This window comes from Vibrio sp. 10N.261.51.C6 (assembly GCF_041471785.1).
Lineage (GTDB): Bacteria > Pseudomonadota > Gammaproteobacteria > Enterobacterales > Vibrionaceae > Vibrio > Vibrio crassostreae_C.
Window position 1 is genome coordinate 25280 of record NZ_JBFRPB010000064.1, and the last position, 21346, is coordinate 46625.

General features: G+C 45.5%; 18 protein-coding genes and 1 pseudogene. 7 read left to right on the plus strand and 12 right to left on the minus strand.

Translation table 11 applies throughout. The features are described 5' to 3' along the window. Window positions 1-3 precede the first annotated feature (3 nt). The 5 genes from dgcA to AB4375_RS16860 all read right to left on the minus strand — a co-directional run bounded on the left by dgcA (window position 4) and on the right by AB4375_RS16860 (window position 4584). Complete coding sequence (gene dgcA / locus AB4375_RS16840; RefSeq protein ID WP_372052073.1) at window positions 4-990, minus strand: N-acetyl-D-Glu racemase DgcA; 987 nt, start codon at window positions 988-990, stop codon at window positions 4-6. Window positions 991-1047: 57 nt separating this feature from the next. After that, window positions 1048-2055, minus strand: a complete 1008-nt coding sequence (dgcN, locus tag AB4375_RS16845) for an N-acetyltransferase DgcN (protein ID WP_372052074.1) — start codon at window positions 2053-2055, stop codon at window positions 1048-1050. A 91-nt stretch (window positions 2056-2146) separates the two neighbouring features. Then, window positions 2147-3052, minus strand: coding sequence for a LysR family transcriptional regulator (locus AB4375_RS16850; RefSeq protein WP_102393446.1), 906 nt, complete (start codon window positions 3050-3052; stop codon window positions 2147-2149). Between the two features lie 95 nt (window positions 3053-3147). After that, window positions 3148-3984 carry an SGNH/GDSL hydrolase family protein gene (locus AB4375_RS16855; protein ID WP_017069800.1) on the minus strand — a complete coding sequence of 279 codons (837 nt, stop codon included), beginning with the start codon at window positions 3982-3984 and terminating at the stop codon, window positions 3148-3150. An 87-nt stretch (window positions 3985-4071) separates the two neighbouring features. Continuing rightward, window positions 4072-4584, minus strand: coding sequence for an RNA methyltransferase (locus AB4375_RS16860; protein ID WP_017061674.1), 513 nt, complete (start codon window positions 4582-4584; stop codon window positions 4072-4074). A gap of 275 nt (window positions 4585-4859) precedes the next feature. Here AB4375_RS16860 and AB4375_RS16865 point away from each other — a divergent pair, with 275 nt between their 5' ends. Beyond that, complete coding sequence (locus tag AB4375_RS16865; protein ID WP_017064932.1) at window positions 4860-6521, plus strand: methyl-accepting chemotaxis protein; 1662 nt, start codon at window positions 4860-4862, stop codon at window positions 6519-6521. 114 nt (window positions 6522-6635) lie between these two features. Here AB4375_RS16865 and AB4375_RS16870 read toward each other — a convergent pair whose 3' ends face one another. Further along, window positions 6636-7505, minus strand: a complete 870-nt coding sequence (locus tag AB4375_RS16870) for a LysR family transcriptional regulator (protein WP_017064933.1) — start codon at window positions 7503-7505, stop codon at window positions 6636-6638. A gap of 209 nt (window positions 7506-7714) precedes the next feature. Between AB4375_RS16870 and AB4375_RS16875 the strand changes: the two genes are divergently transcribed. Then, a complete protein-coding gene (locus tag AB4375_RS16875) occupies window positions 7715-8062 on the plus strand; it encodes a DUF3316 domain-containing protein (protein WP_017069799.1) in 348 nt (115 codons plus the stop codon). A gap of 153 nt (window positions 8063-8215) precedes the next feature. On the opposite strand, the gene AB4375_RS16880 is transcribed toward AB4375_RS16875, so the two are convergent. Continuing rightward, entirely contained in the window at window positions 8216-9853 is a 1638-nt protein-coding gene (locus AB4375_RS16880; RefSeq protein ID WP_017069798.1) for a methyl-accepting chemotaxis protein, read from the minus strand. A 259-nt stretch (window positions 9854-10112) separates the two neighbouring features. Between AB4375_RS16880 and AB4375_RS16885 the strand changes: the two genes are divergently transcribed. Then, window positions 10113-10538, plus strand: a complete 426-nt coding sequence (locus tag AB4375_RS16885) for a DUF3010 family protein (protein WP_017069797.1) — start codon at window positions 10113-10115, stop codon at window positions 10536-10538. Between the two features lie 103 nt (window positions 10539-10641). Here AB4375_RS16885 and AB4375_RS16890 read toward each other — a convergent pair whose 3' ends face one another. Next, window positions 10642-11541, minus strand: coding sequence for a DMT family transporter (locus tag AB4375_RS16890; protein WP_372052075.1), 900 nt, complete (start codon window positions 11539-11541; stop codon window positions 10642-10644). Window positions 11542-11665: 124 nt separating this feature from the next. Between AB4375_RS16890 and AB4375_RS16895 the strand changes: the two genes are divergently transcribed. Beyond that, complete coding sequence (locus AB4375_RS16895; RefSeq protein WP_171732861.1) at window positions 11666-13093, plus strand: aminotransferase class I/II-fold pyridoxal phosphate-dependent enzyme; 1428 nt, start codon at window positions 11666-11668, stop codon at window positions 13091-13093. Window positions 13094-13207: 114 nt separating this feature from the next. On the opposite strand, the gene AB4375_RS16900 is transcribed toward AB4375_RS16895, so the two are convergent. Further along, complete coding sequence (locus AB4375_RS16900; protein ID WP_017069794.1) at window positions 13208-13756, minus strand: carboxymuconolactone decarboxylase family protein; 549 nt, start codon at window positions 13754-13756, stop codon at window positions 13208-13210. A 236-nt stretch (window positions 13757-13992) separates the two neighbouring features. Beyond that, a pseudogene (locus tag AB4375_RS16905) lies at window positions 13993-14405 on the minus strand (GNAT family N-acetyltransferase); the annotation flags it as partial. Between the two features lie 254 nt (window positions 14406-14659). On the opposite strand from AB4375_RS16905, the gene AB4375_RS16910 reads away from it, so the two are divergent. Beyond that, window positions 14660-15823, plus strand: coding sequence for an amino acid permease (locus AB4375_RS16910; RefSeq protein WP_017061663.1), 1164 nt, complete (start codon window positions 14660-14662; stop codon window positions 15821-15823). 120 nt (window positions 15824-15943) lie between these two features. On the opposite strand, the gene AB4375_RS16915 is transcribed toward AB4375_RS16910, so the two are convergent. Then, window positions 15944-17923, minus strand: a complete 1980-nt coding sequence (locus AB4375_RS16915) for a methyl-accepting chemotaxis protein (RefSeq protein ID WP_372052076.1) — start codon at window positions 17921-17923, stop codon at window positions 15944-15946. 495 nt (window positions 17924-18418) lie between these two features. Here AB4375_RS16915 and AB4375_RS16920 point away from each other — a divergent pair, with 495 nt between their 5' ends. Together AB4375_RS16920 and AB4375_RS16925 are read left to right on the plus strand one after the other, a co-directional pair. Further along, a complete protein-coding gene (locus tag AB4375_RS16920; protein WP_017061661.1) occupies window positions 18419-18592 on the plus strand; it encodes a hypothetical protein in 174 nt (57 codons plus the stop codon). Between the two features lie 139 nt (window positions 18593-18731). Next, a complete protein-coding gene (locus AB4375_RS16925) occupies window positions 18732-19316 on the plus strand; it encodes a TetR/AcrR family transcriptional regulator (protein ID WP_372052077.1) in 585 nt (194 codons plus the stop codon). 125 nt (window positions 19317-19441) lie between these two features. Here AB4375_RS16925 and AB4375_RS16930 read toward each other — a convergent pair whose 3' ends face one another. Beyond that, window positions 19442-21307, minus strand: coding sequence for a fructose-specific PTS transporter subunit EIIC (locus AB4375_RS16930; RefSeq protein ID WP_017069789.1), 1866 nt, complete (start codon window positions 21305-21307; stop codon window positions 19442-19444). Window positions 21308-21346 lie beyond the last annotated feature (39 nt).

The following is a 21346-nucleotide window of genomic DNA, read 5'->3' on the forward strand; positions in this document are numbered from 1 at the left end:
AACTTAAAGAACAATCATCCCATCTCGATAAGTCAGTGATGGTGCTACATCTTGACCAAGTAAGACTGGGCCATCGAGGTCGACGATTTCAGATTGAACGGCGATAGGCAGAGCTGCACGCATCGCCAGCGATGTACCGAGCATACAACCCGACATCAGCGTAAATTCTAGCCTTTGAGCTTCTTCAGCAAGTACCAATGCTTCGGTCAAACCACCTGTTTTATCGAGCTTGATGTTGACCATTTCATATTTGCCTAACAAAGATGAAAGTTGCGAAGTGGTATGACAGCTTTCATCAGCACACAGTGGTATCGGGTGCTTGATGTGCGCCAATGAGGCATCGTGCTGTTGGGGTAACGGCTGCTCGATCATCGCAATATCAAATTCTACCAGTTGATTGAACAACTCTTCGAGATTCAATCCTGTCCACGCTTCATTCGCATCCAATACAATTTGAACATCTGCCGCAGCTTCTCGTACCGCGCGAACACGCTCTACCACCTGCTCGCCGTCAAGCTTCACTTTCAGAAGTTTCGCACCATTCGCGACATAGTCTCGAGCCTGAGTCGCCATGGCTTCTGGCGTGCCAATCGAGACTGTCATTGCAGTCACGATTTGAGCAGGCAACTCAAACAAGCTATTCGGAAACGTCTGGTCGTTCTGCTGAGCTTCAAAATCCCAAAGCGCACAATCGACCGCATTGCGCGCTGCCCCTCCGGTCAATAAAGACTGAAGATGATCTCTTAGCTCTGCCGGATCAGTAACGCCTCGTTCAAACATAGCTTCAAGTGCGCTAGACGCTTGTTGGATTTGCGCTAACACAGACTCCGATGACTCGCCGTATCGTGGGTAAGGCGTGCATTCGCCCTGAGCTCGTTTGCCACCATGTTCAATGTAAACACGAACAACGTGACACTCAGTTCGACTGCCACGAGAGATGCGAAAAGGCGTTTGCATCGCGATAATAATGGGTTCAGCTGTAATCTTCATAATTTCACTCGGTTGATGTTCACTTTAACAAATGGAAACGTAGAAATGATGAAGTCGTTAAAGTGAATGTCGCAAATGATCAGTAATGTGTTGTACACCAAAGCGCACTGGGTCCGTCACTGGCACTTGATAGAGTGTGGTCCATTCTTGGCACAATGTCTCAGCCTCTTCAATGCTAATCGCCGACGTGTTCAAGCAGATACCCACCAGCTTCGCGTCTGGATTAGTCAGTCGCGCCGCTTGCAAGTTGGCTTCAATCGTCTGTTCTATGCTTGGTAATTTAGCATGAGGAAGGTTACGAATATGTGGTCGCCCAACTTCATGACACAGCACTAAGGCATCAGCTTGTGCGCCATGTAAAAGACCCAAACTCACGCCTGCAAACGAAGGGTTGAATAAAGAACCTTGCCCTTCAATGATGTCCCACTCGTGGTCGGTAAAATCGGGGCTAATCGCTTCAACCGCACCTGAAATAAAATCCGCAACCACTGCATCAATCGCAATACCGCTGCCTTCAATCAAAATACCCGTCTGCCCTGTCGCTTTAAACTGAGCGGATGTACCTGACTCTTTAAGCGACTTTTCGATAGCTAAAGCTGAAAACATTTTGCCGACTGAGCAATCTGTCCCGACAGTAAGCAGGCGCTTACCTTGACGAAGCTTACCGTTACCAACATTAAGAACACCGTCAAAATGGCGTACATCATGAAGCTTAGTCAATCCTTGTTGCTGCATGTCAGCAAGCGGTGAAAATTCACTCAATCGTTGGTGCATGCCAGATGCAATCTCATATCCCATTTCTGCAGCGGCCATAATGGTTGACTGCCAAGAATCAGGAATAACACCACCCGGATTTGCGGTACCAATCACTAGCGTCTTCGCGCCCTGCGCTTGCGCCTCTTGCAGGGTCATATCCGTTAAGCCCAGTGAAACGGTATCACCCGTTAAACGCAGTTGACCTAGGCAGATTTCTGGTCGCCATTGATGAATACCGCGAGCTGTTTTTGCAGCGAGTGGGTCAGTAACATCCCCAAGAAAAAGAAGGTAAGGTTGAGCGATCGACATGAGTATTCCTAATTAATAAGCCCTTGTATGGGTTTACTTTAATTAAGAACTTCGAAGCTGCCGAATGCCTATTTATGGCGAGCCTATAACCTTAAGTTATAGGGTGAGTATGGATTTTCAATGAAGCGATAAATTGCTTAACGGAAATCGACTGAGGGGTGTGCTCTGCGCAAAGCATCGATACCGAAAATTGGATGTCTGGTTGAAGCGGCAACACACAGACCGCATCGTCATTTTGATATTGCTCTGCCGTCCACGGATCAACAATCGCAAACCCCGCTTGGTGCTTGACCAGTTCCGCAGCGGCGCTATACCCACGTACAGATATCGGGTGGTGATAATGCTGCTCACGTGCAATAAGGCGTTGATGTAACAGGAGGCCTAATGGATCGCGGCTATCGAGCCCGATGATTGGCAGCGGATAATTGATCAGATCATCTAACGTTAATTCCGCGGGGAAATGATCAACCGTATTGGAAGGAACCAAAACCTTTAGTGATTCGGTTAATAGCGTTTCACTTAATATCGCAGGCGGTGCTTCATCGCCAAACGCGATAGCAATATCAAGCTCATGCTTTAATAACCCAGCACACAGCTCATCACGGTTTGCAGTCAGCAACTCAAAAGAGAGCTCTTGCTTACTGCCATTTTGCTCGCGAGACATTTGGGCGATTACCGGAGTCAGTAATTTAGTCGCTAAAATCGGCGGCGCACCAATGCGTAAATGCTGATGGCCTTGCTTCACTTTGTTGGTCAGAGATCGAAATTGCCCCAATTGCTGATACACCTTTTCCGCTTCTGGCAGTAAGGTTTTTGCCTCAACCGTTGGCACCAACCGCCCTTTAACTCGTTCGAATAAGCCAAACCCAAGTTGTTGCTCCGTGTGCGCCAAAATACGGGTCACGTTTGGTTGCGACACATGCAAGCTGCGCGCGGCTCCAGATACGGTTCCGGTCTGCATAATGGCGTAAAAGACTTCCAATTGTCTTAGGTTCACATTGATGTCCTTATGGTTCGCGAAACAAATCTAGGGGTTGGCTTTTCTTGTATTAGCTAAGCTGTTTATCGGTCTAGCTAGCGTTTTGCGTGAGTCTATTTTAGTAGCTCAGCTATCGTAGGTTGAAGTATCTCAGCCCAAGTTTGATAAGCCTTCGCATTCAAATGCAGATCATCACACGAGTACTTGTTCGACAACAGCTTATTAGGCGACAATACTGAATTCACATCTAAGAACGCAATGCCTTGCTGTGTACAGTACTCGCTTAGCTTGCTATTGAGCAGTTCAACCGACGGATTTAAACCTTGCAGTTTAGAGCCAACATAAAGCGTTGATTGCACCAATATGCGAATCTCATTTTCTTGCCACACCTTAAGCATATCAATGTAGTTCTGGTAGATATGGTCGACATCATAACCCTGAGCTAAATCGTTTATCCCTGCCATAAAACACACCAGCTTTGGCTTCACATTCAACGTGGTATCAATACGGCGCAACATGCCAGTTGTGGTGTCACCCGCTAAGCCACGGTTGACCATCGAAACATCGCGAAAGATATCCGCCCACGGGGCCCATTCGGTGATCGAATCACCAAACATGACTAGGTCTGCACTTGGGGAAAAATGGCGGTGATTATCTGATGTCATGATGTAACGACTCATACTGTGGCCTCGTTGCTGAATCTCAGACTGAAGAGCGACTGCCTTGAGGATCTCGCTATCTGGCGTGGCGCTATCAAATTGAGCTAGCAATCCTTCGATATGAGGCTTAAAAGGGCTAAGACGAGTACTCAGTTGATGATGTTCTTTAAGGGAAGATAACCTCTCTAGTAATGCATACAAAGAGCAGTTTTGACCAACTTCTTGGAATAACTGATAGAGATCGAGGACAGAGTGTTGCTGTAGCGCGGCAAGTAATTGCTTGTCTTCCATGGTGTTATCTAACCCTTCAATTATCTGATGATGAACTCAAGATAATATCCGATTGCGTACGGGATAGATAACACTAGAAGCAGAGAATTACTTTTCTTTGATCAGCAGGTGATTACGGTTATCGCGGCTTTTCTTAATCAGCTCGTTGCTCTCATCCATTTCATCTGACTTAGCAAGGCGATCATAAAGCAGCACGTTAACTGTTGCAGCCAAGTTCATGCAGCCAACCGTTGGTACGTACACAACATGATCGGCTCTGTCGGCGACATCTTGAGAAATAGAGCCGTCTTCAGGGCCAAAGATATAAATGGCATTTTCTGGGTGTTTAAAACGCGGTAGTGGTGTTGCACCTTCTGCGAGTTCTACGCAAACGATCTTAGTTTCTGGATCAAGATTGTCTAAAAACGACTCAACACCAGTCAACGGGATAGTACGCGCAGCACTCTTAGTATCGGTGTGGAATTTTGCGGCTTTTTCGTAGCGTTGCCCTGTGTATTTAACTTCGTCGACTTGGTAACAACCAGCCGCACGCATAACAGCACCAACGTTTGTCGGGCTCTTTGGGTTAGTTAAACCAATAGTCACATGGCTTTTGTTCATGAATCTTTCTCACTTAACGAATAGACATAGCAGGGTGCTACAAAGCGTCGCATTCTAACAAAGCAGCGTCGAATTCAAAAGCATCGATACAAACTCACTTTTTCGCGCTTAAGCCTCTAGTTGCAAGGCTTCTCACCCCAAAAACCTAACCGTCATCATATTTATAAAACAAAAACACTCTAGGATAACAATTAAACAACAAGCCCATTTACATTTTGAAACCACATTAATAATGTGTTGAAAATTACATGAGACAATCACACAGGAAGCGTGACATGACCCTAACCATCAAAAACCGCCTTTATATTCTCTCTTTTATTCCACTGCTACTGATGGCAATTGGGATGATGAGCGTGACGTATATGAAGAGCACCGAGCTAACCGCACAACAAGTAGAATCGACGCGTAGCAATATGATGGCGATGAAAGAAAAGGAACTTAAAGCGTATCTGCAAATGGCTCAATCTTCTATTAGCCCGTTCTTGGAAAGAGGTGCAACATTAGAAGAAGCCTTACCGACATTAAGAACTCTCGAATATGGCGAGTCTGGCTACATCTTTGGCTACGACTCTAAAGGCGTTCGAGTAGTTGTTGGGCAAAATAACGATGGCATTGGTAAAAACTACTACGACCTGCAAGACAAAAAAGGCAACTACCTGATTCGTGACTTGATCAAGAACTCAAAGCTTGGTGAGTTCACCACCTACTACTTTCCAAAACTTGGTCAATCAGAAGCTCTACCGAAACTGAGCTACTCGATATTCGTTCCCCAGTGGGACTTGATGCTAGGCACAGGTTTTTATACTGACGACATCGATGCTGTAATCGCAGAGATGAAAGAGAGCTCGAATGTCGCGTTACAAAGCTCATTGACGGCGATCGCTATATTCTGTGGTTTGATTGCCCTAGTAGTTGCTGCGTTTGCCGTTGCCGTCAACCGCACAATCATGCGACCACTCGAGCAGTTTGATCGTTCAATCAGCGCATTCGCGAGTGGCGAAGCCGATTTAACCGCTCGAATGGAAACCTTCAAAGCGCCTGAGTTCACTAAGCTCAGCGAGAACTTCAACGCCTTCGTGGCAAGCCTTCAAACCATCATTCGCAGCGTAAGCGATGTCGGTCAGCAAGTCGTAGCCGAGACATCTAGCATGTCTTCTCGCGCTGCGCAGGTCGACGAGATTGCTACTGGGCAACGTGAAGAGACTGAACAAGTTGCAACGGCGATGACTGAAATGACCACAACGGCGCAAGAGATCTCGAGCAACGCTAGCCAAGCGGCGGATTCCGCTAAACTTGCAGAGGGCAATGCCAAAGAAGCGCAACAGATAGTAAACGCCGCTGCAGATTCGGTGGCAGGCCTAGCGAGCGAAGTATCAGAAGCCAACACTGTCGTGTCTCGTTTAGAAGGTGATGTGCAGAATATCTCCTCTTCGTTGGCGGTCATCCAAGACATTGCCGAGCAAACTAACCTACTCGCGTTGAATGCCGCGATTGAAGCTGCACGTGCAGGCGAACAAGGTCGTGGGTTTGCTGTGGTTGCCGATGAGGTTCGTAAACTGGCAAGCCGTACTCAAGAAAGCACTGGCGACATTCACAAGATGATTGAGCAACTTAAAGCTGCCTCAGATGCTGCTGTGAAAGCGATGGATTCAAGTCAAAACCGAAGTGCGCAAACCGTGGAAGAAGCGAATGCCGCAGCCAAAGCACTGGCGAAGATCCAAGCGTCGATTGATACCATCATGGACATGAACTCGCTTATTGCGACAGCCACTGAACAGCAAAATATTGTAGGACAAGAAATATCTCAACGCATCGTGGTGATTTCTGACCAAAGCTCACAATCGGCAGAACTCGCGAATCAAAACCGTACAGGTAGCCAAAACCTCAACAGTCGTGCAAATGAGCTGTATCACTTGGTGGATCGCTTCACCGTCTAATACATTTTCGGTCTAGTAAGCCGTAATCAAACGATAATTAATCCTAAAACACGTCGGGCTTCAGAATCTCTATTCTGAAGCCCGTTTTTATCGGTGGAGGTTTTAAGCCATACACTAATCCAATTGCTCAGAAAGGAAGTCCACCAGCAGGCGAACCTTTGAAGATAAGTTGCGGTTCTGAGGATAAAGCGCCCAGATCCCTTCTTTGTCATCTCGATAATCGGACAGCACCTCAACCAACTCACCAGAATCAAGGTCTTCACTCACATAGTATTCAGGCAACTGCACCAAGCCAATGCTCTGCTTAGCTGCGTCTAACAAGGCTAAACCACTGTTGCACTTAATGCGTCCGTTAACACGAACTGAGCGAGGGCGTCTATTTTCTTTGAAACGCCAATGTTCAAATCCACCGACTAAACATTGGTGATTATTTAATTCTGATAATGTATGCGGCTCGCCATAACGTTCAATATATTCAGGGCTTGCACATACATAAAGTTGGCGTTGAGACAGCCTCTTTGCCACAAGGCTTGAATCTTCCAAGCGGCCAAGACGAATCGCAACATCAACACCCGAATCGATAAGATCGAGCTTTTGATTGGTCAGCATCAGCTCAAGCTCTACTTGCGGGTGAAGCTTTAAGAATTGATGCAGTATTGGGGCGAGTTGGCGCTCACCATAAGTCACAGGCGCGGTGACTTTCAGTAAGCCTTTGGGTGTGGATTGCATCTGCGTGACCGCAAGCTCAGCAATTTCTAAACCTTCGACCAACAACTTACATTGTTGGTAATAGAGTTGCCCAGCCTCTGTAAGAGACACCTTTCGAGTCGTTCGATTGAGCAGTTTCACTGCGAGTCGTTCTTCGAGGTTTGCTACTCTACGACTGATTTGAGCCACCGACGTAGCGAGCTTCTGCGCCGCACCAGTAAAGCTTTCACGCTCTGCCACTGCAACAAACTCACTTACCCCTTCCCAATTGGCCATGCCTTTACCTTATGCTGAACTTTGGTTACCCATACAGTGTATTGAAGTTAGATATCAGTGTCACCTTGCTTGATATGCGCTGTGCATTAATCTTCGGCACCTATAGTCATTCCCTTACAGAACCATATTTTTGTCCTAACATTAACCTCATCCCCTATTGCTAGGGTGAGAATCTCTAAAACACTGGTACAACAAAGTAAGGTATCCCTTTGAAGAAGTTAATCATACTTGCATCAACTCTTGTACTCAGCACCACTGCGTTTGCAGCAACTAAAACAACAATTCAAGAAACAACGCTAAAATCTGATACATTTGTTACTGAAGCGGAAGCATACGATGCAGGCACCAACCTTATGGATGAGTTAAGCGCAAAAACACCTTTTGAGCTTTCAAGAGAACTGCCACAGTTCCAACAGACAACCAAATACGATTCGTTCAAGATTGATGATGCAAATATGGAAGTGAAAAAGATCACTAACATGAACGGCGACATCCACTACCAAGCGAACGTAAAAGTGGACTACCGTTACACATACAAAGACGGTCTTAGCAGCTAACACTGAGTGATTGATCAGGTCTAAAAACTGATCACCTAGTCAAAAAGAAAGTCCGCACTCATAGAGTACGGGCTTTTTTTCGTTCAGCGCTGATTAATGGAATTCAAACGAGCAACCATTATCGGCTCATATGCGTCTGTCTAATTTTGAAAATTACACTTCAAACTGAGACACAAGGCTATCTAGCGCTTCACACTGTTCAGCCAATGCCATACATGCATTTTCTGCGCTGCTTGCCATCTCAACCATTTGCATGGTGCTTTCAGCGATGCGTTGAACATTCTTATTCACTTCTTCAGACACTTGAGACTGTTGCGAAGCCGCCGTAGCAATTTGTGTGTTCATGTCATTCATCTTGCCAATTGAGTTTCGAATCTCACTCAATGAAGACGCTGCAGTTCCTGCTTGAACAATGGTTTTCTCGCCACTCACTTTGCTTTCAGTCATCACGCCAACCGCATGTTTAGCCCCCACTTCTAAGCGTTCAATCATTGATTGGATTTCGCCTGTACTGTCTTGAGTTTTGCTCGCAAGCGCACGAACTTCATCAGCCACAACTGCAAAGCCACGACCTTGTTCACCCGCTCGTGCCGCTTCAATTGCCGCATTCAAAGCAAGTAGGTTGGTTTGCTCTGCAATGCCTTTGATCACACCAAGGATTGAGGCAATGTTCTTCACGTCTGTGTCCAGCTCTTGAACAACACCGCCCGCGTTCTCGATATCTTGCGCAAGGCGTTCAATCGAAGTCACGGTCAAGCCAAGCGTGGTGTCTGCCGATTCCACTTCATGATTGGCAACATTACTGGCGGTTGCCGCATCTAATGCATTACCACTCACCACTTCACTGGTTGCTTGCATCTCATGAACCGCCGCCGCGACTACTTCACTTTCACGCTGTTGGTTCGATGAAAATTCAGCAACACTTTGCGTTAACGATTTAATGTTTTCCATCTCAGCGCGTACCGCATTCGATGTAAAAATAACTTGTTCGACGGTGACATGGATCTTGCCAACAAACTGGTTGAAAGCAGAACTTAAACGAGCGATCTCATCATTACCTTCGACCTTCATACGTTGAGACAAGTTACCGTCACCCGATGCGATCTCATTCATCGCTTTCTCTACGTTCTGGATTGGCTGAACGATAAACCGATTGGATAACCACATAGCGAAAAGTGCAGCGAAAACAGCAACGGCCATACCCACTTCAATGATCAACTTACTCGATTCAATAGAGTCATCGGCTTGCTGGCGAAGCTCTTTCTGTTTCAATTCGATCAGAGTTCGGATATCGCGCAGTTGAGTACGAATGATCGCAAACTCTGCGTCAAGCGCTGGCGAGTAATCAATATTGTATTGGTCTGCGTTTGCTGGATCAGCGAACATTGGCTCGTGCAGTGCCACCCACTTGCTCATCGCGTTAACAAGCTTTGCTAACTCGCCACGTGAAGATGGGTCCAACACGCCCGCTTGATACAAGGTTTCGACACTTTCAAAACGAGGAACCGCTTTGTAAGCGTTGTCTTTAAATTCAAATTTTTGGTACTCAATCGCCGCTTGGTCTTTCGAGAGTAATAGACCTTGAGCAGAAGCGATAACTTGATAAATGTCACGATACCCATCTTCCAAATTGTCTAACACGGGCTGAACCACATTATTGAGCTCATTATTAATCGCAGCTTGAGCATTTGATCTGATAACGTTGAGCACAGTAACGGTAGAAAAAACAATCACAATCACCAACAGCGGGATCGCGATTTTACTCTTAATCGAAAGATTATTGATATTCATTGGGATTAATAACCACACTTCAAATAGGGATGCGCGCGCAATATACAGCACACATATAAAATCCCGCTAAGCTTTTGTGAGCTTCATCTCATAGCAAACGATACCGTAAATTCGTGTGATGCTTTTTCAATCAAAGGTTAACTTTCGGCGACTAAAATACTCTCTGATTTAGACTTATTTGCCGCTGATACGCGCAAATACTGGAGAAGTGTTAGAAATAACACCATAATGTAGGGCTCTAAAATAAGTAGGTAAGAACATGAAAATTTGTGGTGTTGAAATCAAAGGTAACGATGCAGTCATCTGTCTTCTTTCTCTATCAGATGGTGTATTTAACATTCCTGATTGCCGAGTTTCTAAAGTTTCAATTAGCGACGCAAACGACACACAGAATATGAAAGACTTTCAATTCTCTTTTGCAAAGTTAATGGAAGATTACCAAGTAGACAAAGTTGTGATTCGTCAGCGCCAAACTAAAGGCAAATTTGCTGGCGGTGGCTTTGGTTTCAAACTAGAAGCAGCGATTCAACTGATCGACGGCCTAGACGTAACCGTTGTATCACCGGCTGACATCAAAGAGAGCCTTAAACGTAACCCTCTAATGATGAAGTTCAAAGAAACTGGCCTTAAACAATACCAAGAAGCGCCGTTTACTACGGCATACGCTTGCTTGATGAAGCGCTAATAAAAAGTCGCTAGCCAATATTTGATACAGAAAGAGCCTGAATATTCAGGCTCTTTTTTGTTTCTAGTAATCAGCTTTAAGTAGAATTAGTTTGCTATACAGACTACCTCTCTAACGCTGTTCGTCTGCGGACCTTAATTAACTCCGGCTTCCTCACCACCAAATACACAGCTGTTGCTGACAACGCGAAGCCCATTGCCCCGTAGAAGTCGAACGATTCCCCAAAGATGAGCCAGGCTTGAATTGCTGTCGTCGGTGGCACCAAGTAAAACACTGATGCCACACTTGAAGATGCACCGTGCTCTACCATGTAAAGCAGCAAAAGGATTGCAACACAAGACAGAACAACCACCAGCCAGATTAGAGTTAGCGTGAATTCTACAGTCCAGTTTACTTGCATGGTTTCATAGCGCATTGCGAACGGCAGAAACAACGCCGCAGAAGCCAAGTATTGCACCATCGCACCGCCGACCATATCTGTCCCCTGACAGAAGCGCTTCTGATACAGAGTGCCGCAGGTAATACCCACCAAAGAAACCAAACACAATAATGTTGCCAAGCCTTTTTGGTCGTCTGACTGCCATTCAATATTACCCATCAACACCAAACTAATACCCGCAAAACCAAGCGCTAATCCCAACCACTGTGCAAAATTAAAACGCTGCGAAGTACAGCTGATCATAATCAAGGCGGTCAGAATCGGTTGTAAGCCAACAAGTAGAGAGCTCAACCCGGCGGGCATACCCATATCAATCGCCAGATAGGTGCCACCAAGGTAGAAACCATGAATCAAGATGCCAACCACACTTGCGTGGAAGAATGCTCGACCACGAGGAATACGACGCTTAAGGATTGCAATCAAAACCAAGAACAGCGCCACGTTGGCCACCATCCTCAATGAAAGTAATGTTGCGGGTTCCGCGTATTCCACACCAAGACGTGCGCCGACAAAACCTGACGACCACAATATTACAAACACAAACGGAATCATTTTAATCAGCATTACAAACCTCTGGTCAACTCTTCATCAATGCTGTTACCTTAGTTGGGTACAGATAACTAATAAAGATACAGATATAACACTTTGAATGGTTACAGATTGAGAGTGAGCAACGAGGGAGAAAAACGTGGAAGCAGAACTCAGCGGCAATAAATACCTTGCTACCGAACAACATATTAAGGCTCAGATCGATAAGGGGCTCTTTCATCCAGACGATCGCCTTCCCTCGATCCGCCAGTTAAGCGAACAGCTTGGCGTAAGCAAAAATACCGTAATTCGCGCCTATCAAGAACTGGAAGCCACAGGCTGGGTTTATTCAGTACCTAAATCTGGCTATCGCGTGAAAGCACCGAACACCACCAGCTGGGATGCATCAAGCCAACCTCAAAAAGTCGATCTATTGTCTGTCACTAAATCGGTACTCTCTCGTCCAAAAGGTCGTCTGAAACTATTAGCAGGCTCGGCCCACCCGAATATCAACAACCCTGCGATTCGAAGTTTGTATGCCGAAATCGGTCGCCATAGCCGTTTACAAACTCAACTTCCCGGTTATTACCAACTGCCTCCTGGAGACGAACAATTAGTAAAGCAATTGTTAAAGATCACCCATGATCTTGGTGTGCCTGCGGGATCGAAAGAGATTGCGATTACTCATGGTGCTCAACAGGCAATCAGTTTGGCACTACGTGCGCTCACCAAGCCCGGCGACATCGTGGCGGTCGAGTCGCCCTGTTATTTCGGTAATCTACTTTTACTTGAATCACTTGGCTTGCAAGCCCTTGAAATCCCAAGCAGCGTTAGCCACGGTATTGATATCCCATCACTACAGAGTGCGTTGGACAAATGGGAAGTGAAAACCTTACTGCTAACGCCAAACTTTACTAACCCAACCGGCTCAAGAATGCCATTGGCGAATCGAAAAGCATTACTGGAGATCACCGGATCTTTACCAATTATCGAAGACGATGTGTTCGGTAGCTTGGCATTCGACACACCAATCGCGAGCCTCAAAGAGCTTGATGATCAAGATAGAGTCATCTACGTCAACTCACTGTCTAAAACATTAGACTCACGCTTGCGAATCGGTTGGTTACTATCTGGGCGCTACCAACCTTTGGTCGAAAAGTACCTTTTATGCGACAACATGGGCAGCTCAAATCTGATGCAATCCGCGGTAGGGCAATTCCTCACTACCGGTAAATATCGCAGCCACTTATCCAAAATGAAACGGCTCTACCAAACCAACCAAAAGCAATTCCAAAGCCTGTTAATACAAGCACTAGATAGCCACCCACACCTTGTCGGGCAATACCACCTATCAAAACCGGAAGGCTCTTTTTTAAACTGGATAACACTGCCTGAATCGGTCGATAGCTACGCGGTCTATCAAGACTGTTTAAAGCATAAGTTGGGGATTTTACCCGGAACAGTATTTGGCACCAACGACCAATATAAACACTGCTTGCGCTTTACTGTTGCCAACATTGAAGAGAGCAAAGAGTGGAAAGAAGGGGTTGTGACACTAGCGAAAATAATCGCTAAGCACGTGCGTTAGGTTACCTTTCTAATTACCATTTAGACCAAAACAACAAAGCCCCATTCAACTGAGTGGGGCTTTCATCATTATCATATCTTGAGTTGCTTAAATACGATGGTTAGTTAAATACGATTACCCTTGCCAAGCGAACTGTTCAAAAACTTTGTCGACTGGCGTTTTAGCAACGTGGTTTACGTAATTACTGATCACTTTCTGAGACAGGCCAAGAATCACTTCTAGCACTTGTTGCTGACCGTAGCCCGCTTCGAAAAATGCTGCCATTTCACTTTCAGGCACATTGCCGCGGTTACGTACCATGCTCAGCGTAAAATCATGCAGGGCTTGCAGCTTTTCAGTGGGTAAATCTGTGCGATTACGCAGTGCTTCGGTGATTGCAGGATCAACCTTCATTGAATGTGCAATGCCAGTGTGTGCAGGAACGCAGTAGTGGCATTCGTGTTCAACGTTGATGGTTTGCCAAACAACCGTTAGCTCTTCAGCATCGAAAGATGAGTCACTAAACGCCTGATGAAGCTGAGTGTAAGCCTTAAGTGTGTTTGGAGATTCAGCCAACACACCAAACAAGCCCGGCACTCTGCCCATCTGCTTTTTAGCGCCCTCAAGAATAGGTTGGCTTTGCTCTGGCGCGGATTCTACTGAGTGAATTTTGAAGTTGCTCATTGCTCTATCCCTATCAATTTTCGGTTCTAAAGTTATTCAATCACGGAGCAATTAATGAATGTTCTCCGTTGGTGTGAAAACAATATAGATCAAACAAGAACGATCGTTCAAGCGTTATTTTGAACACTCGTTCAAAATATACATTGAAGCCTGACGGATATCTTTTGTTCATAACGAGAAAGCCCAACAGGCAACACCTGATGGGCTTTCTCTTTTTCTCAATTTTTTGCAAGCGGCTACCAATATTCTGCGTGAGCCAAGCCTTTAACACAACTCGACTTGCCACTTGTTACTTGTTACTTGTTACTTTGATTTCACCACCAGTTAACAATTGAGCCAACCAACCGTGAGGGAAACTCAATTCAAAGGGCGCTGGGACCTACTCAACGGTAATTTGCCCAAAGCCCACTTTTGAATAGTAGTCAGGATCACCGTACGTCACTGCAAGCTCAATACCCTGCTCTTTTAGAAACTGCAAACCGAAGTTAATCAGGCGCTGACCAATACCACGCTTTTGCATCTGAGTGCTCACCGCCACTGGCGAAAGCAAATATGCCTTGGTTTCATCATCAAATGAAAGCGGCGTAAAGATAATCGCACCCACAATCGTGCTATCCGCATCCGACTCACTAGAATCGTCTTCAATTAGCTCATAAACATACTTCTTTTTAACTGAATTTTGCCAATTTCTAAATCATTCAATAATGGACGAACGTTAACTAAACGATAAATAAACTCACCGAGTGAATACTTAAATCAACCACACATATACACCAGAAATTCCTGCTTAAATTTTTTAGAAATTAACCCCTAACTTTACTGAGTATTTTGTTAGTCTTGGAAACAATTATTTACAATCCAAACAAAATTTAATTGGATCGCTTGAGGTTGTTTTTCTTGAATATGAAATTATTCGGCAGTTCTTTGATTCTGTCAGGAACTGCATTAGGGGCTGGCATGCTCGCTATTCCCATGGTGTTGGCCCAATTTGGCTTCATGATCAGCTCAGTGCTGATGCTACTTATCTTTATCGGCACCACATACTCTGCACTCCTCCTGGCAGAAGCATGCACTAAAACTAAAGACAACAGTGGCATGAGCAGTGTTGCTTACCTCACTCTGGGCAGCAAAGGTAAACACTTTATCAATGCACTCTTTTACCTGTTGCTAGTATGCATGTTGATCGCTTATATCTTGGGTGTCGGTGACATCATTCATAAGCTACTGCTCGACGTTGGTGTCGATGTATCAGCATCCGTTGCGTATACCATTTTCAGCCTATTGATGGGTGCTATCGTCGTCTCGGGCAAGTCTTATATCGACAAACTGAATCGCGGGCTATTCATCTTGATGGTCGTGATGCTGTTTATCGTTATCGCGTCGTTGTTTAGCAACATTCGCCTTGATTACCTTACTCAAACCAGCCAATACACAGCCAATGATGTGGTGCAATACAGCGCGGTTATCTTTACCAGCTTTGCCTCTATGGTGGTGATCCCATCACTGGTGATCTACAACCGTGAAGCGACTCAAAAGCAGATCCGCAATATGATTCTGCTTGGCTCAGTGATTCCATTAATTTGCTACCTGACTTGGTTATTCGCGATTATCGGCAACCTCGGCACAGACGCGATCAGCCAGTTCCACAATATCTCTGAGTTGATCTCTGCGTTCAGCGGCCAATCTGCTTGGTTGAAAGTGGTGATCGCTCTGTTCTCTGCTCTAGCCTTGGTGACTTCTTTCCTCGGCGTGTCGATGGCGCTTTACGACCAAAACAAAGATGCGGTGACCAACAACAAAGCGTTGGCTTATGCGCTAACCTTCATCTTACCTTTGGTATTAGCTGAGCTGTTCGCTAGCCAGTTTGTAAGCATGCTGGACTATGCAGGTATGGTGCTGGTGTTCCTAGCTATCTGGGGCCCACTCGCAATGGTAGTTAAGGTTCGCAGACCTGACTTCCCTCACCTACAAACCGAAGGCAGCTACACAGCAGCCGGTGGCGACACGGCATTAATGGCGACATTTGGTTTTGGTGCGTTGATTTTCGTGTCTTGGTTTATGGGGTAGATCCCCATTGAATGGACTATCTGTTGCCATTTAGAAGACAGCAGATACAAATAGCCCGTTAGTCCTGCTATTAAAAGTAGAGACTAACGGGCATTTTACTTCTTATTGAGTGCTTGCTAGTTAGCTCTTAAACGTACTCGCAATATCTTTCAATGAAGCTGCTAACTGAGCTTGTTCTTTGGCTGTTGCAGCTATTTGCGTTGCACCTGTCGTAGATTCTGTCGACTTCTGCTCTACTGCCATGACGTTTTGAGCAATATCTTGAGTCACTACCGCTTGCTCTTCGGTAGCGGTTGCGATCTGCTCAGTCATGCTAAAGATCTCGCTCACCGATGCTGAGATACCTTGTAAGGTGTGTTCCACCTCTTTTGAATCCTCAACCGCTTTAGACGACATCTTCTGACTGTTATCAATCACATTAAACGCGGTTTGCACATCAGACTGTAACGAGCTGATGAAACCTTCAATTTCAGCTGTCGACTGCTGAGTACGCTGTGCTAACGTGCGAACTTCATCAGCCACTACCGCAAATCCACGACCTTGCTCACCCGCTCTTGCCGCTTCAATTGCCGCGTTCAATGCTAACAAGTTAGTCTGTTCAGCGACGGACTTAATCACATCAATCACACTGTTGATGTTATTACTGCTCTCGTGTAAGTGCGTGATCTTTTCCGCTAGATCATTAATTTCAGATGCCAGTTTTTCGATAGAGTGGTAAGAGTTTTGAACCGTACTCAAACCTTCTTGAGACTGCTCATCGACCAGTTTAGCGGAACTTGCTGTCTGCTGAGTTTTAGTCGCCACCTCATTTACCGTTGCTGATAACTCTTCTGTCGCCGTCGCAACCAAGCCAATTTGGTCTTGTTGTTGCACTAGCGTGTTCGAATTGTAGTGACAGGTTTGTGAGGTTTCTTCAGCGGCTGAAGCTAAGGTCAGACTCGACTGAGACAGGTTGTCGATAACGTTTGAAAACTTCTCTAGCGTTTCGTTGAGTGCCGAAGAGATCTGTCCAAGCTCGCTGTTGCCAACGAACTTAGCGCGAACTGTTAAGTCGTTGTCATTACGAACCTTAGACAACATCACTGTAAGATCTTTTACTCTCATCGTCAGGTCGCTGATCGCCTTATAGCTCACGAAGGTCGCGAACAAGGTTATCAAAGCAAACAGACCAATACTCATCATCATCGCAGACTGCGCCTCTGACATTTTTTTCTCTGTCAGTGCGATAAGCGACTCTGCTAGGCGGTTTTCTGTTTTCTTTAGCTGAACAATACGAGCGGTAGATTGCGAGAACCAGTACACAGGATCAACATCAAAACCGCTCATCTTAGATTCAGCCAAACCACGAAGCTTTTCTACTTCTGCCACCGAACGATCATTCAATTGCTGTTCAAAGAAACGAACGTTATCTGGGTTACTCAATACCTCAAAGTTTGAGAAATAGGTATTTTGCTCAGTCACCAAAGAGATGAATTTAACCAACATGCCTGGGCCAAATTCATTTTTAGAGAAGGTATTATTTAGGACAGCACGCTCGATACCCGCTCGCTCTTTACCTTGTAAAAAGTTGTAGTAAGCGATGGTTTCAGTGGTGATGGCAGCATCAGAGCTAAGCTCAGCAATTAACGCCGATACGCTCAGCAGCTTTGCATTCAGTTTGGTGTAGTAACCCAAAGCTTCAGACAGAGGAATCGATTGAGAATCCACTCGATTTCGAATAGAAGTAATTTGATTTAGGCTTTGGCTTATTTCAGTGTTCAGCCGAGTGATCTGCGGTAAATCGATTTCAGCAGATTGCCAGTATTCAGTTTTCAGATTACGTCTATTATCTGCACTGGCTCTTTGTGCACGTAGTTCACTGACAAACTTAGTGCCCTGTGAGCCGATAAACCCAGCCGTCATTCCACGCTCTTTTTGTAACTCATGCACAAGTTCACTGTACACAACCGACAAACGGGTAAGTTGGTTTAATGAAGACAATTCACTGGTGGTTTCTACGCCTTTTGAAATCGCAGAAACGCTAAGCCATAGAAATCCCAAGATCGGTAAAATAAGCAAAGCGATGATTTTTTGCTTAAAAGACATATCGGTTAATTTCATTATCATTTCCCTAGCAGCTAACAAATCTTTTCAGTCATCTAACTCGCACACCCTTAATAAGATGCGCCTCAATTGTGACTGTATAATTATTCAACTTGATCAATGTGCATCAATTACCGTGCCACACAGATCGCGATGCGATGAAGGTAACATTTAACCTTACAAAATTCATTGATTTACCGATAAAACTGTTAGCTAAGCGACCTAACGATACCCAAAACACATGCGACAACATTTTATTGACGTAAGCGACTGAAATCTGACACACTTTAACTACCCAAAAGGGGTAGGCCTGCACCAATTATGTGCTCAGAGAAAACGATATATTCAGAACTAACTATAGATTCAACGCTCACCAGCGATTGATTCACAACTAATCAACTCCCTATTCTGCGCTGATTAACTGTCTATTCCTCGTTAACTAAATATGTATAATGCCGAATTATCAAAGTAGAGATTCGCAATAAATATGCGACAACAACTGAGAGATATTGTATGGATTGTCCCGCTTGCGAAGAACATATCGGTTGGGAATGGGTAGAAGAAGCGGCTATTGAACCCAATGAGGAATTCGATTGTCCAGAGTGCGAAGCAACATTGATGTACACCATCGATGAAGGCACCTACTACGGCGCTCAGCACAAGACCGTAGAAGTTATTGATGATTAAGATTATTTCCTGATGATCTGGATGTTTTATTAACTCTTTGATGTTCTAAGCCTGCGCAAAGCAGCTAAACACACCTTTACTAGAACGGGCGTTCAGCATAAAATATTGAACATATGTTCAGATTAATGAAGTAGATGTTATGGCTAAGACCGCTAAGTTCGATAGACAAGACGTAGTAGATAAAGCAACGAACCTGTATTGGGAAAAGGGCTTTCATGCGACTTCTATGCGCAACCTACAAGACGTGATTGATATGCGCCCGGGCAGCATCTACGCGACTTTTGGCAGCAAAGAAGGCTTGTTTAAAGAAACATTGGCTCGCTATACCGAACTTGGCATCCTTAATCTGAACCGCTTCCGCAGCGAAACGGGTTCTCCAATCAAAGCGCTCGAAAATTTCGTAAAACGTGCGGTTGTCGAATCAAAACAAAGTTCGCCAAATGGCATGTGTATGCTGGCAAAAACGGTAGCAGAACTGACTGATGAACACGCCGAATTATTAGAAGAAGCAAAGAAATCACTCAAAATCATGGAAGGTGAGTTCGCTAAGCTGATCGCAGAATCACAAGAATTGGGTGAGATAAGCAAAGAGCGTGAACCGACTCAGCTTGCTCGTCATGTTCAGGTTCAGATCGCAGGCCTGCGTACCTACGCCAAAACCTGTGACGATATCGATTTGCTTAATTCTATGGTTGAAGACGTATTTAAGTACCACCCTTTTTAAGGGTTGAACTTATAGATTAGTAAGCGATACAAAAAGACTCCACTTTCACCTTAACCAGCATGAGCGGAGTCTTTTTAGTTTTGATCTAGTTAATTTTATAGATGATAAACTTTGCGGTTTAAGGATTACACCTTTCTCATGATCAACGCCTGAGCATTAAGCATCGCTTCCTTAGTACTGACATCTAAGGTTTTCACGTTCGCAAAGCGTTCCACTTCTTTAATCGCCACATCGTGAGCAAAGATCACCAGCCTCGCCCTTTCAATATCTTTCTGCGTGATACGATTGCCTATTCCGTTGGCACCCTGCGTTTCGACTTTAATCCGAACCCCAAGATGATGCGCCGCCTTTTCTAAAGACTTCGCCGCTAAGAAAGTGTGGGCAACACCAGATGGACAAGAAGTGATCGCCAATACATCTGCTTGCCCTTCTTCCGTTACCGAACCACAGGTCAACTGATTAGAATTCACTTCACCTTCGACCACGTTCTTCTTCAGAAGAATCACGATCAGGGCTGTCGTTAGAGCCCCCGCTAGTGTGCCAACGATATAGCCAATCTTGCCATCAACCACTGGCAACACTATCCATCCACCCCATGGTGCATGGTTCACTACATGGAACATAAAGCCAACCACGTTACCGACAATGCCACCAGCAACAACCGCAGGCAGAACGCGCGCAGGATCGGCGGCAGCAAAAGGAATCGCACCTTCACTGATACCGATCATACCCATGATACCTGCGGCTTTGCCTGCTTCACGTTCGTCTCGCTTGAACTTCTTCGGTGAAAGGAAAGTCGCCAAAGCCATACCCAGTGGCGGCGTACAAATCGCAATGCCAACGCCACCCATCAACCAAGGCTGAGTATTCACCTGCGTTTGAGCAAACAGTGTAGCGACCTTGTTGATTGGGCCGCCCATATCAAAGGCCGTCATCGCGCCTAAAATACTACCGAGTACCATTTTTCCTGAGCCAGCCATACCCGTCAGCATTTGATTCATCTCAAGCATCACTTGGGCTATCGGGGAACCAATCACCCACATCACAGCACCACAGGTTACAAAGGTGCCAACTAACGGATAAATGAAAATAGAGCTCAGCGAGATCATGCTGTCTGGCAGTTTGATCTTCTTAAGTAGATTCACCACAAAACCAGCGAAGAAACCGACCACAATTGCACCGAGAAAGCCGGTATTGTATTGATTCACCGCAACCCAAGAACCAATCATACCGGGCGCTAAACCCGGTTTGTCGGCCATTGAATACGCGATGTAACCACCGAGCACCGCTGTAAACAGGGTTAACCCCGCGATGCCCATCTGTGCGATATCTGCTAACACACCGCTTTCAGGTACTGCACCATGACCCGAAATCATCACCGACAAAGACAAAAGCACACCACCTGCAACCACGAAAGGAATCATGTGTGAGGTGCCGTATAATAAGTGTTCTTTGAGGCGATTAAGAGATTGTGCCCAAGGGCTTAGTGGTTCGACATACACTTCATGATGGCTAGATGCGTAGCTATCGAACGATTCTGAATTGGCTTCAAGAAACAGCTCTTGAGCTTCCTCGACAGACTCCACCGCCTTTAATTTTGTAACAAAGCCATCTTCAATAAGCCTGGTCGAAATCTGAGCCAGTACCTCGATATGGTGGTCGTCGTTGTTGTCTGGTGAAGCGAGCATAAAGAACACATCCGACAGCTCGCCGCCGTCTGCGCCATAATCGATGCCAGAACGGCTGATACCTACCGCCACCGCAGGTTTAGCTACGGCAGCACTTTTCGCGTGTGGAATGGCGATGCCATCGTCAAAGCCAGTATTACCGATGGCTTCACGCTTCCAGATGTCGTCAAGGAATTCACGTTTATTAGAGAGCTTACCGGCACGGTCGAGCAGTTCAACAAGCTCTTCAAATACCGCCTGTTTTGAGTCTGCTTGTAAATCCAAACAGATAATCTCGGGCTCGATAATGTTGGTGATATCCATATGCTGCTCTGCCTCGCCTGATTTCAGACTGAAGTAATT

What these genes read in the sequence shown, in the direction of transcription:
- dgcA (WP_372052073.1), bottom strand. Translation starts at nt 990, where the DNA reads ATGAAGATTACAGCTGAACCCATTATTATCGCGATGCAAACGCCTTTT.
- dgcN (WP_372052074.1), bottom strand. Translation starts at nt 2,055, where the DNA reads ATGTCGATCGCTCAACCTTACCTTCTTTTTCTTGGGGATGTTACTGAC.
- AB4375_RS16855 (WP_017069800.1), bottom strand. Translation starts at nt 3,984, where the DNA reads ATGGAAGACAAGCAATTACTTGCCGCGCTACAGCAACACTCTGTCCTC.
- AB4375_RS16860 (WP_017061674.1), bottom strand. Translation starts at nt 4,584, where the DNA reads ATGAACAAAAGCCATGTGACTATTGGTTTAACTAACCCAAAGAGCCCG.
- AB4375_RS16865 (WP_017064932.1), top strand. Translation starts at nt 4,860, where the DNA reads ATGACCCTAACCATCAAAAACCGCCTTTATATTCTCTCTTTTATTCCA.
- AB4375_RS16870 (WP_017064933.1), bottom strand. Translation starts at nt 7,505, where the DNA reads ATGGCCAATTGGGAAGGGGTAAGTGAGTTTGTTGCAGTGGCAGAGCGT.
- AB4375_RS16880 (WP_017069798.1), bottom strand. Translation starts at nt 9,853, where the DNA reads ATGAATATCAATAATCTTTCGATTAAGAGTAAAATCGCGATCCCGCTG.
- AB4375_RS16885 (WP_017069797.1), top strand. Translation starts at nt 10,113, where the DNA reads ATGAAAATTTGTGGTGTTGAAATCAAAGGTAACGATGCAGTCATCTGT.
- AB4375_RS16890 (WP_372052075.1), bottom strand. Translation starts at nt 11,541, where the DNA reads ATGCTGATTAAAATGATTCCGTTTGTGTTTGTAATATTGTGGTCGTCA.
- AB4375_RS16900 (WP_017069794.1), bottom strand. Translation starts at nt 13,756, where the DNA reads ATGAGCAACTTCAAAATTCACTCAGTAGAATCCGCGCCAGAGCAAAGC.
- AB4375_RS16910 (WP_017061663.1), top strand. Translation starts at nt 14,660, where the DNA reads ATGAAATTATTCGGCAGTTCTTTGATTCTGTCAGGAACTGCATTAGGG.
- AB4375_RS16915 (WP_372052076.1), bottom strand. Translation starts at nt 17,923, where the DNA reads ATGAAATTAACCGATATGTCTTTTAAGCAAAAAATCATCGCTTTGCTT.
- AB4375_RS16920 (WP_017061661.1), top strand. Translation starts at nt 18,419, where the DNA reads ATGGATTGTCCCGCTTGCGAAGAACATATCGGTTGGGAATGGGTAGAA.
- AB4375_RS16925 (WP_372052077.1), top strand. Translation starts at nt 18,732, where the DNA reads ATGGCTAAGACCGCTAAGTTCGATAGACAAGACGTAGTAGATAAAGCA.
- AB4375_RS16930 (WP_017069789.1), bottom strand. Translation starts at nt 21,307, where the DNA reads ATGGATATCACCAACATTATCGAGCCCGAGATTATCTGTTTGGATTTA.